A 14,069-nucleotide genomic window follows, 5' to 3' on the forward strand; every position below is an offset into this window, starting at 1 on the left:
CACGCGCCGACATGAGGGGGCACCGAATCCGCCATGGCGGCACCCAGGATGGACGGATCGCGGCACGGGTCGCCCGCGACGCTCGTCGATGTCGCAGGCAGCAGGCTGCGTGCCGCCATCCTCAGCGGCACCCTCGGGCCCGGAGACAAGCTCGTCGAGGAACAGCTGTGCGCTGATTTCGGCATCGGCCGGGCACCGCTGCGGGAGGCGCTGCGACTGCTGACCCAGCAGGGACTCGTCGAGCGGCTCCCCCGGCGCGGGTCACGGGTGGCCGCCTGGTCCCCGGAGGAGATCCTGCAGTTGTTCGCGCTGCGGCACGTACTGGAACGCCATGCGATCGAAACGGCGTTGCCGCTGGCCGATCCGCAGACCGCGCTGCAACCGGTGCGCCGGGTTCTCGATGAAATGAGCAGTGCCACAGACGACCTGGAACGCGACGATGCCCACCGGCGGTTTCATGCCGCAGTCGTCGGACTGGCCGGCCAGCGTCAGCTCGACATCGCGCTGGAGCCGATACTGCTCAAACTGCAGCTACCGATGGCGATGAACCTGCGCGAGGAGGCCCGGCACCATCGCGCAGGTGACGGGATCGACCGGCACCTGGCGATCCTCACCGCCCTGGAGAGCAACGACTCCGACACCGTGATCACCGCGCTGGCCGATCACGGACACCTGCAATACCTGGATCTGCCGCCGAATCGCTAACACGATCGACACACGGGCGTTCCGCGAACGCCATCATTTTGTCGACAATTTCCATTTATGGGTTTTGACACACGCGGGCCGTCCGTCGGACCGTCGGTCGCGGAGATACTCGCCTCACATGCGGGCGGCACGGGTTCACCGACGAAGACGGCCGCGCGGGTCGCCGATGCCATCGCCGCGCGCGGGGACGACGGGACGTGGCTTTCCACGGTGCCTCGCGACGAACTGCTGGCGGCCGCCGCCGAGATAGAGAGCCGCCCGGCGGCGCGCACGCTGCCGCTCTACGGTGTCCCTTTCGGCGTCAAGGACAGCATCGACGTCGCCGGGGTGCCGACAACGCTGTCCTGCCCGGACTACGCCTATGTCGCCGAGCGCACCGCACCGGCCGTGCAACGGTTGCTCGACGCCGGCGCACTCTACGTCGGCAAGACCAATCTGGACCAGTTCGCCACCGGCCTCAACGGCACACGGACCCCGTATCCGGTGCCGCGCAGCGTCTATGGCGGCGAGATGATCTCCGGTGGCTCCAGCTCTGGCTCGGCGCTGGCGGTCGCACTCGGACAGGTTCCGTTCGCCGTCGCGACCGATACCGCCGGGTCGGGACGGGTGCCGGCCGCGCTCAACGGTGTGGTCGGGTTCAAGCCGTCGCGCGGCGTGATCAGCACCGTGGGCCTCGTGCCCGCGTGCAAGTCGCTGGACTGCATCAGTGTGATGGCCGGCTGCATCGCCGACGTCGACCGCGTCTTCGACGTGATGGCCGGCCGTGATGACGACGACGCCTGGTCGCGTGACCGCGGCGCACGTCACGATGGCCGGACGATCCGGGTCGGCCTGCCGCCGGTGGCCGACCTGGAGTTCTTCGGCGACGAGGCGGTGCGGGCGGCGCACCTGAACTTCCGCGCACAGCTGAGCCGCCAGGTGAGTGTGGTCGAGGTGTCGTTGGAGCCGTTCTTGGCCGCGGGCGCACTGCTCTACCAGGGGCCATGGGTCGCCGAACGCCTGGTCGAGTTCGGCGAATTCCTGGCCAGCCAACCCGATTCGATACATCCGGTGGTGCGCGACATCTTCCGCAGCGGTCTGGACTACACCGCCGTCGATGCGTTCGCCGCGCTGCAGCGTCTGCAGGAACTCAAGGCGCAGGTCGCCAGGATATGGCAGAGCATGGATGTGCTGGTGCTCCCGACGATCGGCACCACCTTCACCGTCGACGAGGTGCTGGCACGCCCCATCGAGACGAACACGATGCTCGGGCACTACACCCACTTCGGCAACCTGCTCGATCTGCTGGGCGTAGCGGTCCCGGCAGGCACCACCACCGACGGCAGGCCGCACAGCGCCATGCTGCTGGCCGACGCCGGATCCGACGACACCGCACTGGCTTTGGCCGCACAGATCCTCGACGAACCCCGCACCCTCAGCACAACACCAGCCACCACCCGTCACAAGGAGCAGGTATGAGTCCCATCGCGGTGCCCGCCGAACCGTCGGCGTTCCCCCTCATCAGCGGCAAGACCGCGTTGATCGTCATCGACATGCAGCGGGACTTCCTGCTGCCCGGCGGTTTCGGCGAGAGCCTCGGCAACGATGTCGACCAGTTGCTCAAGGTGGTGCCACCGCTGGCCGCGTTGATCGCCGCGGCCCGCGAGGCCGGGATCCTGGTGATCCACACCCGGGAAGGCCATGTGCCCGACCTGTCGGACTGCCCGCCGGCCAAACTCAGCCGCGGCGCGCCGTCGAAACGCATCGGCGATCCGGGAAAGTACGGCCGCATCCTGATCCGCGGCGAGTACGGCCACGACATCGTCGACGAGCTCAGCCCCATCGACGGTGAAGTGGTGATCGACAAACCGGGCAAGGGCGCCTTCTACGCCACCGAACTACAGGACGTGCTCACCGGCGCCGGCATCACACAGTTGCTCGTCACCGGCGTCACCACCGAGGTGTGCGTGCACACCACCACCCGCGAGGCCAACGATCGCGGATACGAGTGCCTGGTGGTATCCGACTGTGTGGGTTCGTATTTCCCGGAGTTCCAGCGGGTGGGGCTGGACATGATCAAAGCCCAGGGGGGCATCTTCGGCTGGGTCGCCGACACCTCTGCCGTCATTCCCGCTCTGAAAACCCTCGCGTTGTCCGCTGCCTGAAAGGACCTGCTCATGAGCACCGAGATCTCCGATCCCCCCGTCGATCCCCCCGCCGAGAAACCCGCGCCGACCGTCGCGTGGTGGACCCGGGGTGACACCAACGCCTTCTTCGGCCTGGGTTTCAACATCCTGGTCAACGTCCTGACGCTGACCGGCCTGATGATCGGCGTCATCGCCGTGCCGGCCGGGGACGTGCTCGGCACCGTGCTGCCCGCGCTCGGCGTGGCGCTGATCCTGGGCAACCTGTACTACACCTTCCTGGCCCGCCGACTTGCCAAGCGGGAGAACCGGTCCGATGTCACCGCGCTGCCGTACGGGCCCTCGGTACCGCACATGTTCATCGTGGTGTTCGTCGTCATGCTGCCGGTGTACCTCAACACCGACGATGCGGTGCAGGCCTGGTCTGCCGGGTTGGCGTGGGCCTTCATGATCGGCGTGATCGTGATGATCGGCGCCTTCGTCGGTCCGTACATCCGCAAGCTGACCCCGCGGGCGGCCATGCTCGGGACCCTGGCGGGCATCTCGATCACCTTCATCTCGATGCGACCGGCCGCACAGATGTGGGAGGCGGCGTGGATCGGCCTGCCGGTGCTGGCCATCATCCTGATCGGGTTCTTCACCGACGTGAAACTGCCGTTCGGCATCCCGGTCGGGTTGGCGGCGCTGCTGGTGGGCACCGCGATCGGCTGGATCGGCGGCTACATGTCGGCTCCCGATGTCGGGCAGGCCTTCTCCGATATCGCCATCGGCGTCCCCGACCTGCGCCTGGACCTGTTGTTCTCCGGGCTGTCCAACCTGGCGCCACTGCTGGGCACCGCAATTCCCTTGGGTGTGTACAACTTCACCGAGGCGATGAGCAACGTCGAGAGCGCAGCGGCCGCCGGTGACAACTACAACCTGCGCAGCGTGCTGCTGGCCGACGGCGCCGGGGCGGTCGTCGGATCGGCGTTCGGCTCGCCGTTCCCGCCTGCGGTGTACATCGGCCACCCCGGCTGGAAAGACGCCGGCGGCCGGGCGAGCTACTCACTGGCCAGCGGACTGATGATCGGAATCTTCTGTTTCGTCGGCCTGTTCGGCATCTTGGACGCGCTACTGCCGGTGCCCGCGATCGTGCCGATCCTGCTCTACATCGGGCTGCTCATCGGGGCGCAGGCATTCCAGGCGGTCCCGCGCCTGCACGCCATCGCGGTGGTTGCCGCGCTGCTACCCAACCTCGCCGAATGGGCCAAGACACAGGTGGACAACGCGCTCAACGCCGCCGGCACCTCGGCCTCCGAGGTCGGCATGGAGGCGCTCAACGGCGCCGGCGTGGTCTACGAGGGGCTCAAGACCCTCGGCGAAGGCGCGGTGCTCGTCGGTCTGATCCTCGGCACCATGGTGACCTTCATCCTGGACAAGAAGTTCCACTATGCCGCGATCGCGGCGACTGTCGGTGCGGTGCTGAGCTTCATCGGGCTGATCCACGCTCCCGAGGTCTCCTGGGCGGCGAGTCCCGCGGTGGCCCTCGGCTATCTGTTCTTCGCCGTGGTCTGCCTGGCGTACTCGCTGCTGCCCGGCGCGAAAGATCCGGTGGTCGTCGACGAGTCCGATATCGTCGCCGGCCACTGACGCCGGGCGAAACTCGCGTACCTGGGGTTGAAAGGGGGGCGGTTTCAAGTCGTGGTTGCAACAGCGGGTGGTTTAGGTGGGTCTGACAGTAGTGCGTCGAGGGTTTCGGCGGGTGTTCGCCAGCCCAGGGTTTGGCGGGGTCGGTTGTTGAGTTTGGCTGCGACGTAGTCGAGGTAGTCGGCGGGATAGACCGATAGGTCAGTGCCTTTGGGAAAGTATTGGCGTAGTAGGCCGTTGGTGTTCTCGTTCGTGCCGCGTTGCCAGGGTGAGTGCGGATCGCAGAAGTAGATGTCCAGGTCGGTGGCTTCGGCGATTTTGGCGTGGTTGGCCATTTCGATGCCTTGGTCCCAGGTGAGCGTGCGGATCATGATCGCGGGTAGCTGTGCAACTTTGGCCACAATCGCTTCTTGGACTGCCAGCGCACCGTGGTTGTCGGGTAGGTGCAGCAGGATCACGAACCGGGTGTTGCGTTCGACGAGAGTGCCAATCGCGGACTTGCTGTGGGCGCCGACGATGAGGTCGCCTTCCCAATGGCCCGGGATGGCCCGATCGTCGGCCTCGGCGGGACGATCGCTGATGCTGACCATGTCCCGGATCCGGGGGCGACGTTGCTCAGAGCGGCGCTGCGGTTTACGCAACGCCCGACCGGTCCGCAGACAGGTGTGCAGATCGCGGCGCAGATTCCCCTTGCCCTGTACGTAGATTGCCTGGTAGATCGTCTCGTGAGACACCCACATCTCCGGATCGTCGGGAAAGTCTCACCGTAGCCGGTGCGCGATTTGGGCGGGGCTGTGCTGCTGCTTGCCCAACCGGTGTTGCACGAGGTCATGCAGTCGCTGGTTGGTGGCCAGCTTGCCTGCTTTGGGGCGCCGTGCCCGTTGCTCGGAGCGAACCTGGGCCAGTAGCGCGTCGTAGTTCAGCTCGGTGATGCGCCCGCTGCGTCGGGCCCCGAAGCGTTCCTTGCGCCGATAGCCGGACTTGCCGCCGTTACGACCGGGCAGTACACCGTTGACGTCGAGTTCGTACTTGATCGTCGAGGCCGGTCGGCCCAAGCTGCGTCCGATCGAGTTCAGCGATTCATAGTTGTGCACGCCAATCTGGATCCGGATCCGATCAGCCAGATCCAGGCGCCGTCGTGGACCGTTCTTCTTCGGGCAATTGAACTGGGGTTTCACCCCGCCAGCGTTAGTGAACCAACACGTCCCGGTGGTTTCCGACACGCCGGCGACCTCCGCGGCCTGACATACGGTGAAACCCGCACTGATATGGCTCCAGAATGCTTCGCGCACAGCATTGAGCGATCTTCGAGACAACAGCACTCCTCACGTAGTGCTGTTGCAACCACCCCTTGAAGCCAAGGGGGCTCACAACCCCCGGTACGCGAGTTTCGCCAGGTTTGCGGCGCCGGTCACACCGGGCCGCGGCAGGTGTCATAGTTAACCTAATTTTTCGTAGTCACGTGTCTACGAAGCCGCCTACGCTGTGACTCATGGCTGCACGCACACACAGCGCCGACCCGCGCGCCGAGCGGGTCCGCACGCTTCTGCACGAGGCGGCATTCGCGCTCGCCCACGAACATCCGGTCGACGAACTCACCGTGGCCGTCATCGTGGGCCGGGCGGGTGTCAGCAGGCAGGTCTTCTACCAACATTTCCGTGACCGTGACGACGCCGTCGCCGCGGCCTTCTCGGTCGCCTTCGGACAGGCCACCGCCGATATCGGCGGCGACGCCCGGGTACGCATCATGCGGCTGTTCGATTTCGCCGGTGAGCACCGCGCGATGTACCGCAATGTGGTGCCCAGTTCGGTCACCCAGCGCGTGGTCAGCGCCTTCCGCGCCGAACTCGCCCCCGCCTGCGCCGAGATCGCGTCCCAGGGCATGGCCGTGGTGACGCCGATCGCCGGTCTGACCGTCGAAGCCGTGACCCGCTTCCTGGTGGGCGGCTTCATGGAGGTACTGCGGTCGTGGATGGAGGAGCCCGAGGCGCGCGACGCCCGCGACCTCCGAGACCGCGTCTCCGCCGCCTTCGATACCGTCAACGCGCTCCTCACGCTGCCCGAGACCGCTGGGAGGCCATGACATGGGCAAGCACAATGGCCAGACGGTCACACCGTCGGTCCCGAAGGGACACGGGATCACCCGGACCCAGGTCCGCCATGTGGTGCTGGCGATGGTGACCTTCACCCTGCTCGTCCTCGCGATGATCGCCAGTTACGCCGGCGCCTTCGCCAAGCCCACCCTGCACCATCTCGACGTCGCGGTCTCCGCACCTCAGCAGATGCTCGACACCCTCGACGCCCGTACCGAACTCGATGTCACCGCGGTCGGCGACGACGGTGCGGCCCGCACCCAGGTCCTCGAGCGACGGGCCGACGCGGCCTTCGTGGTGGACCCGTCGGGTCGCCTCGACATCTATGTCGCCGGCGGCGGCGGGCGCAGCGTCGCGACCGCCGCCGAGGCCGTCGGCCGTACGACAGCCGCCGAAGCAGGACTGACACCGGCGGTGACCGATATCGCGCCGACGTCGCCGGGCGACCCGTCCGGCACCGTCGAGTTCTATGCGGTCATCTTCGTGTCCATCGGCGCGTCGGTCGGTGCCGCCGCATTCGGCCGGTTGGTCGGCCCGGTGCGGCGGCCCTGGACGCTGGCGCTGCGCACTCTCACGCTTTCGGCCTACTCCGCGCTGCTGGCCGGTGTGGTCACCATCTACGTGGACGCCGCACTCGGCGCGCTGACCGGCCACCCCTGGCAGGTGTTCGGGGCGTTATGGCTCTATGCGATGGCCGTCGGGGGCGCGGTCACCGGGGTGGCTGCCGCATTCGGGACGGTGGCGGCGATGGCGGTGACCGCGTTCCTGGTGATCGTGGGCAACGCCGCGGCCGCCGGACCGATCGGGCGCCCGCTGCTGTCCGGTTTCTACACGGCGTTCAACCATGTCGTCCCGCAGGGATCCGGGGTGTCGCTGCTGCGCAGCATCGAGTACTTCGGCGGCAACGGTGCGCTGACACCGCTTGGCACGCTGATGATTTGGGCTGCTACCGGGTGTGTCCTCGCGGTGTTCGCCACGACCTTGAGAATGCCCGGCACCCGGCAGTTGTGGCAACGCGTCACCACACGTGCCTGAGCGAACTATCGTTCTCGCCATGAGCGAGCCGTACTACGACCTGGGGTCCTATCACCGGCCGATCGAAACCTCCGCTCCGCAGGCTCAGGTGTGGTTCGACCGCGGATTGGTGTGGGCCTACGCGTTCAATCACGAAGAAGCCGTGCACTGTTTCGAGCGGGCGCTGGAACTGGACCCCGATCTGGCGATCGCCCGGTGGGGTATCGCCTACGCCGTCGGGCCGAACTACAACAAGGCGTGGGAAGCCTTCGATCCGGTCGAACTCGCCGGTGCGCTGGCCCGGGCCCGAGCGGAACTGGCCGCCGCGGCCGGCGGCCGGGCATCGGCCACCGAGCGCGCGCTCATCGACGCGTTGGCGCTGCGTTTTCGCACCGACGACCCGACCGACGAGGCCGCGCTCACCGAAGGCCACCCGGCCTACGCCGAGGCCATGTCGGCGGTGGCGCAGCGCCATCCCGATGACGTCGACGTCCAGGCTCTGACCGCCGATGCCCTGCTGAACGTCACCGCATGGGCGTTGTGGGACAGCGTAACCGGGGAACCCGCCGAAGGGTCCAGAGTGGTCGAGGCCAAGGCCATTCTCGACGCCGCCCTCGCCACCCCGGTCGGGCGCGCCCACCCCGGCGTGCTGCACCTCTATATCCACGCCATGGAGATGTCGGCGCACCCGGAGGAAGCGCTGCCCGCAGCCGATCTGTTGCGCGGCCTGGTGCCCGACGCTGGACACCTGCAGCACATGCCGAGCCACATCGATGTGCTCTGCGGCGACTACCGGGCGTCGGTGATCGCCAACCACGCCGCGGTGTCCGCGGACCGGAAGTTCGTCGAGCGGTCCGGTCCGCTGAACTTCTACTCCCTCTACCGCGCGCACGACCTGCACTTCGTGGTCTATTCGGCGATGTTCGAGGGAAGATTCCAGGTCGCCGAGGACGCCGCCGCCGAGCTGGCCGACCAGTTGACACCCGAGCTGCTGGCCATCGAATCGCCACCGATGGCGGACTGGCTGGAAGCGTTCGTGCCGCTGCGGGTGCATGTGCTGGTGCGGTTCGGGCGGTGGGACGAGTTGATCGCTCTCCCCCTTCCCGCGGACCCGGACCTCTACTGCACCACCACGGCGACCATTCACTACGGCCGCGGTGTCGCACACGCCGCCAAGGGCCAGCTACCCCAGGCGCGTGCCGAACAGCACGCGCTGGCTGCGAGCTACGCGCGCATCCCCGATTCCCGCTACCTGTTCAACAACACCAGCCGCGACATCCTGGCGGTGGCGGTGGCCATGCTCGACGGCGAGATCGCTTATCGGGAGCGACGATTCGATGAAGCCTTCACCCACCTGCGGCACGCCATCGCGCTGGACGACGCGCTGCCCTACGACGAACCGTGGGGCTGGATGCAGCCGACCCGGCACGCCTACGGGGCCCTGCTGCTCGAACAGGGGCTCGTCGAGGAGGCCGCCGCCGTCTACGCCGCCGACCTCGGGCTCGACGACACCCTGCGCCGGTCATGCCAGCACCCCGGAAACGTCTGGAGCCTGCACGGATACCACGAGAGCCTGCGCCGGCTGGGCCGCGACGAGGAGGCCGACGCCATTGCCGCGGAGCTCGACGTGGCGCGGTCGCGGGCCGATGTCCCGGTGCTGGCGTCCTGCGCCTGCCGGTTGGATGTCACAAACCAGCCGACCCAATGTTGCGATTGAATGAATTTGGTTGCCTCTCAACGTGTCATGCCACCATTTGCGGTGGTGAGGGCTAATGTTGGCCCCGGAAGCGATACGGGGGGCGTGCACACATCTGGATGCGGTGCCGCCATCCGCTGTGGAGAGGACGCCCGATGACGTGCGAACGCCATGCAGAAGAGCCCTTGTTCGCCCTTGTCCGGATGATTCGGGGGGCCGTCGAGGACCCGGTTCGCTCGGCCGGCGGCGACGATCATGACCTTGAGGCGATCGCCGTCGCGGCGGCCTACGCGGCGTGGTGCTGGGGATCCGCCCCGACCGCCGACGCAGAGCCTCCGGGCATGGCGCGCATGCCCGCGTAAACTGCCGGTGTGCCGATCAGCGACGAAGACCTCCAGTATCTGCGCCGCTGTGTAGGACTTGCCCGCACCGCGCATCAGGGTGGTGACGAACCCTTCGGATCCATCCTGGTCGACGAGTCGGGCACTGTGTTGTTCGAAGATCACAACCGTGTCCAGGGCGGCGATGCCACCCAGCACCCCGAGTTCGCCATCGCGCGGTGGGCCGTCGAGCGCCTGACGCCGCAGCAGCGCGCCACCGCCGTCGTCTACACCTCCGGTGAGCACTGTCCCATGTGCTCGGCCGCGCATGCCTGGGTCGGGCTCGGCCGCATCGTCTATGCCACCTCCTCGGAGCAGCTGAGCCGGTGGTGTACCGAATGGGGCACCCCACCCGCTCCGGTCGCCGCACTCCCCGTCACCGCCGTCGCGCCCGGCATCCGCTGCGATGGGCCGGCGCCGGAGCTGGAGGACGAGATGCGCGCACTCTACGAAGCGACGTTCCGCCCATGACCGATCCGGACTGGGTGCAACACGTCATCTGGTGGCAGATCTACCCGCTCGGATTCGTCGGAGCGTTCCCCGCCGAGAACCCACCGGCGGCCGACGAGCACCGGCTGCGACGCATCATCGAATGGCTGGACCACGCAGTCGAACTCGGCGCCTCCGGTATCGCGCTGGGCCCGGTGTTCGCGTCCCGGACCCACGGCTACGACACGACCGACCACCTGCGCATCGACCCGCGCCTCGGCGATGACGACGACTTCGATGCGTTGGTCGACGCCTGCCACCGGCGCGGACTGCGGGTGCTTCTGGACGGCGTGTTCAACCATGTCGGCACCGATTTCGGCCGCTACCGCGAAGCGCTGGCCGACGGACCCGACGACTGGTTCCGCAAGAACCGCAACGGTTTTGCCACCTTCGAGGGCCACGGTGAGCTGATCGCCCTGAACCACGACAATCCCGACGTCATCGCCTACGTGATCGAGGTCATGGACCATTGGCTCGGGCGCGGAGCCGACGGCTGGCGCCTGGACGCGGCCTATGCGGTGGCTCCGTCCTTCTGGGCGGCGGTGCTACCCGAGGTGCGCCGGCGGCACCCCGAGGCGTGGTTCGTCGGCGAGGTCATCCACGGCGACTACCCGGCTCAGCTGCGCGCGGGCACGCTGGATTCGATCACCCAGTACGAGCTGTGGAAGGCGATCTGGAGCAGCCTCAACGACGGCAACTTCCACGAACTCGACTGGGCGCTGCAGCGACACAACGAGTTTCTGGACACCTTCGTGCCGCTCACCTTCATCGGCAACCACGATGTCAGCAGGATCGCCAGCCAGCTGACCGATGTACGCCACCTCGAGCACGCCCTGGTGCTGCTGCTCACCACCGGCGGGACGCCGAGCATCTACGCCGGCGACGAATGGGCGGCCCACGGTGTCAAGGAGGACCGCGCCGGTGGCGATGACGCGGTGCGCCCCGAGTTCGGACACCCCCAGCCGGGTCCGCACGACATGCTGTCGCTGCATCAGTATCTGATCGGCCTGCGGCGCCGGAATCCGTGGTTGCACACCGCGACCACCGAGGCGGTGCAGCTGACCAATACCGGCTACGTCTACCGCACCAGCGCCGGCGATCGGGCGTTGTTGGTGGCGCTCAACATCGACGACGAGCCGCTGTCGGCGCAGTTACCCGAGGCCGGGCAGGTCGTCGCCGGCTCCGGGGCTCCGCCCGCCGAACGCGTGCAACAGCTCGTGGTGCCTGCGCACGGTTGGGTGATCGTCGACACCGGATGATCGGGCGGGATCAGCCGGACGTTTCGTCGCACTCCGACCAGGTGTAATGCTGCTCGGCCGCGGTGGCGCCACCGAGCACGAACGCCCGGTGATGACGATCGGCCCTGCCGATGGCCGCCATCCAGGTGAACACGGTGCTGACCCGGTTACTCAGACCGGTGAGGAACGCGATGTGGATGAACCCCCACCCCAGCCAGCCGGCGAAACCGGACACCCGGACGGGCCCGACCTGCAGCAGCGCGTTGCCCCGGCTGATGTAGGCCGCCGATCCCAGATCCCGGTAGCGGTAACGCCGGCGCGGTTTACCGTCGAGGTCGCGGCGCACGCACGCGGCCACGTGCAGCCCGCCCTGCATGGCATTCTCGGCGACCCCCGGCAGGTCGTCGCGACCCACCAGATCCCCGACGATGAAGACCTCGGGATGCCCAGGCACCGAAAGATCGTCCTCGACGCTGATCCGGCCGGCGCGGTCGGTGTCCGCCCCGAGCACCTCGGCGACATGCCGCGCAAACGGCACTGCCTCGACACCGGCGGTCCACAACACGGTGCGCGCGACGTACTGTTCGGCCGCCCCACCGGACTTCGGGGTAACGGTCACCCCGTCGCGGCCGACATCGGTCACGTGCACACCCATGTGCAATTCGACCCCGAGCGATGTCAGTGTGCGGGCGGCCTTGTCGGACAGACCCGGAGCGAAACTCTTGAGCACCCGGTCACCACCGTCGAACAACAACACCCTGGCGTCCTCGGGGGCGATGCTGTGGAACTCGTTGGCCAGCGTCCGGCTGGCCACCTCGCGGATCTGCCCGGCGATCTCCACACCGGTCGGGCCGCCACCGGCGACGGCGAACGTCAGCCAGCCGTCCCGTTCGGGCCCCGGCGGCAGCGTCTCGGCGATCTCGAACGCGGTGAACAGCCGCTGACGGATGCACAGGGCGTCATCGAGGGTCTTCATCCCCGGCGCCCATTCGGCGAAATGCTCCTTGCCGAAGTAGGACTGCTTCATGCCCGCGGCGACCACCAGGACGTCGTAGCCCACCATGAAGGTGGTCTCGTCGGGACGCATCGCCGTGACGGTCCGGGCGCCGGGGTCCAGCCGGATCGCCTCACCCAGCAGGGTGGTCACATTGCGGTGGCGCGCCAGCTCCTCACGCAGCGACCGACTGATGTGCCCGATGCTCAGGGTTCCGGTGGCGCACTGGTAGAGCAGCGGCTGGAAGATGTGGCCGGCACCCCGATCGAGCAGGGTGACATCGACATCGTGCCTGCCGAGCCTGCGCGCGCAGAACAGCCCGCCGAATCCGCCACCGATGATGAGCACCCTGGTGCGTTCGTCGCTCATCGCTACGACACTAGCGCCCAGCCAGCCCGGGCGAACCTGTCGTGCGAAATCCGCTGCTGCCGTGAGGAATCAGTGAGTCAGCCGACGATCGCCCTTCGACGAAGACAGTGCACCCGCCGACGCGGAGGGATGTTCGGCGCCGCACGCAGACCGAACACGCGGTGCACAGACGGTCTCAGCGTCGAGTCGTAATCGTTGCCCAACCGCGACCACACCACGCCGCGCTGTTACGCGTGTGACTGTTGAGGCGCATGTTCAACTACCTCACGAAGAAAGCAGCGGCGCTTGCTTAACACGTGAAGAAAGGTGGGTTGGTTGCCGTTATGAAGTTCATCAGAAATATCCGAGGCGGAGTGCTACGCAGGGCGGCGGTGGTCGCCGCTTCAGTCCTGGTACTGCCCGGGCTGATCGGCTTCGCCGGGGGTTCGGCGACAGCGGGAGCGTTCTCGCGCCCGGGCCTGCCCGTGGAGTACCTGGACGTGTTCTCCCAGTCCATGAACCGCAACATCCGGGTGCAGTTCCAGGGCGGCGGACCGCACGCGGTCTACCTGCTCGACGGTCTGCGCGCCCAGGACGACTACAACGGCTGGGACATCAACACCGCCGCATTCGAGTACTACTACGAATCCGGCCTGTCGACGGTCATGCCCGTCGGCGGTCAGTCCAGCTTCTACACCGACTGGTACCAGCCCTCGAAGGGCAACGGGCAGAACTATACCTACAAGTGGGAGACGTTCCTGACCCAGGAACTGCCCACCTACCTGGAAGCCGCCAAGGGCGTGTCGCGCACCGGTAACGCGGCGGTCGGCATCTCGATGGCCGGCAGTGCGGCGCTGACCTACGCGATCCACCACCCGCAGCAGTTCATCTATGCGGCCACCCTGTCGGGCTTCCTCAATCCGTCCGAGGGCTGGTGGCCGATGCTGATCGGTCTGGCCATGAACGACGCCGGTGGCTTCAACGCCGAGAGCATGTGGGGCCCGTCCTCTGATCCGGCCTGGAAGCGCAACGACCCGATGGTCAACATCAACCAACTGGTGGCCAACAACACCCGGGTCTGGATCTACTGCGGCACCGGCACCCCGTCGGACCTGGACGCCGGCGGCAACGCCGCCAACCTGATGGCCGCCCAGTTCCTGGAGGGCTTCACGCTGCGCACCAACGTCGCCTTCCGCGATAAGTACATCGCGGCCGGTGGCACAAACGGTGTGTTCAACTTCCCGCCGAACGGAACCCACAGCTGGGGCTACTGGGGCCAGCAGCTCCAGATGATGAAGCCGGATATCCAGCGCGTGCTGGGAGCTCAAGCCGTCGCCTGATGAGGGCTTGATCCACAAAACCC

Annotated in this window: 11 protein-coding genes and 2 pseudogenes; 11 read left to right on the plus strand and 2 right to left on the minus strand. The window is 67.3% G+C overall.

All coding sequences use genetic code 11. The annotated features are described in order from the left end of the window. Positions 1-33 precede the first annotated feature (33 nt). The 4 genes from C6A86_RS15165 to C6A86_RS15180 are packed head-to-tail and all read left to right on the plus strand — an operon-like array spanning position 34 to position 4,457. On the plus strand, positions 34-705 hold the full coding sequence (locus C6A86_RS15165; protein ID WP_199196187.1) for a GntR family transcriptional regulator: 672 nt from the start codon (positions 34-36) through the stop codon (positions 703-705). Positions 706-762: 57 nt separating this feature from the next. Next, positions 763-2,163, plus strand: a complete 1,401-nt coding sequence (locus tag C6A86_RS15170) for an allophanate hydrolase (protein ID WP_105363337.1) — start codon at positions 763-765, stop codon at positions 2,161-2,163. Continuing rightward, entirely contained in the window at positions 2,160-2,849 is a 690-nt protein-coding gene (locus C6A86_RS15175; protein WP_105363338.1) for a cysteine hydrolase family protein, read from the plus strand. The genes C6A86_RS15170 and C6A86_RS15175 overlap by 4 nt, the downstream gene beginning before the upstream one ends. A gap of 12 nt (positions 2,850-2,861) precedes the next feature. Then, entirely contained in the window at positions 2,862-4,457 is a 1,596-nt protein-coding gene (locus tag C6A86_RS15180) for a regulator (RefSeq protein ID WP_105363339.1), read from the plus strand. 44 nt (positions 4,458-4,501) lie between these two features. Here the strand turns inward: C6A86_RS15180 and C6A86_RS15185 are convergent. Beyond that, positions 4,502-5,632: pseudogene (locus C6A86_RS15185) on the minus strand (IS30 family transposase). Positions 5,633-5,946: 314 nt separating this feature from the next. On the opposite strand from C6A86_RS15185, the gene C6A86_RS15190 reads away from it, so the two are divergent. From C6A86_RS15190 to C6A86_RS15215, 6 genes and pseudogenes are all read left to right on the plus strand, one after another. Further along, positions 5,947-6,537, plus strand: a complete 591-nt coding sequence (locus tag C6A86_RS15190) for a TetR/AcrR family transcriptional regulator (RefSeq protein WP_105363340.1) — start codon at positions 5,947-5,949, stop codon at positions 6,535-6,537. Position 6,538: 1 nt separating this feature from the next. After that, a pseudogene (locus C6A86_RS15195) lies at positions 6,539-7,645 on the plus strand (hypothetical protein); the annotation flags it as partial. After that, the gene (locus C6A86_RS15200; protein ID WP_105363342.1) at positions 7,602-9,278 is read left to right on the plus strand and encodes a tetratricopeptide repeat protein; all 1,677 of its coding nucleotides are present in this window, start codon (positions 7,602-7,604) and stop codon (positions 9,276-9,278) included. The pseudogene C6A86_RS15195 and the gene C6A86_RS15200, both read left to right, overlap by 44 nt. Positions 9,279-9,412: 134 nt before the next feature. Beyond that, positions 9,413-9,619: a hypothetical protein gene (locus C6A86_RS15205; protein ID WP_105363343.1), complete on the plus strand. Its 207-nt coding sequence runs from the start codon at positions 9,413-9,415 to the stop codon at positions 9,617-9,619. 9 nt (positions 9,620-9,628) lie between these two features. Beyond that, positions 9,629-10,108 (plus strand): nucleoside deaminase, encoded by a 480-nt coding sequence (locus C6A86_RS15210; RefSeq protein WP_105363344.1) that lies wholly within the window; start codon positions 9,629-9,631, stop codon positions 10,106-10,108. Next, positions 10,105-11,385, plus strand: a complete 1,281-nt coding sequence (locus C6A86_RS15215; RefSeq protein ID WP_105363345.1) for an alpha-amylase family glycosyl hydrolase — start codon at positions 10,105-10,107, stop codon at positions 11,383-11,385. The genes C6A86_RS15210 and C6A86_RS15215 overlap by 4 nt, the downstream gene beginning before the upstream one ends. A 10-nt stretch (positions 11,386-11,395) precedes the next feature. Here C6A86_RS15215 and C6A86_RS15220 read toward each other — a convergent pair whose 3' ends face one another. Further along, entirely contained in the window at positions 11,396-12,727 is a 1,332-nt protein-coding gene (locus tag C6A86_RS15220; RefSeq protein WP_311100724.1) for an NAD(P)/FAD-dependent oxidoreductase, read from the minus strand. A gap of 323 nt (positions 12,728-13,050) precedes the next feature. Between C6A86_RS15220 and C6A86_RS15225 the strand changes: the two genes are divergently transcribed. Beyond that, positions 13,051-14,046 carry an esterase family protein gene (locus C6A86_RS15225; protein WP_105362681.1) on the plus strand — a complete coding sequence of 332 codons (996 nt, stop codon included), beginning with the start codon at positions 13,051-13,053 and terminating at the stop codon, positions 14,044-14,046. Positions 14,047-14,069: the final 23 nt, after the last annotated feature.

Source organism: Mycobacterium sp. ITM-2016-00316 (genome assembly GCF_002968335.2).
In the GTDB taxonomy this organism is placed as follows: Bacteria; Actinomycetota; Actinomycetes; order Mycobacteriales; family Mycobacteriaceae; genus Mycobacterium.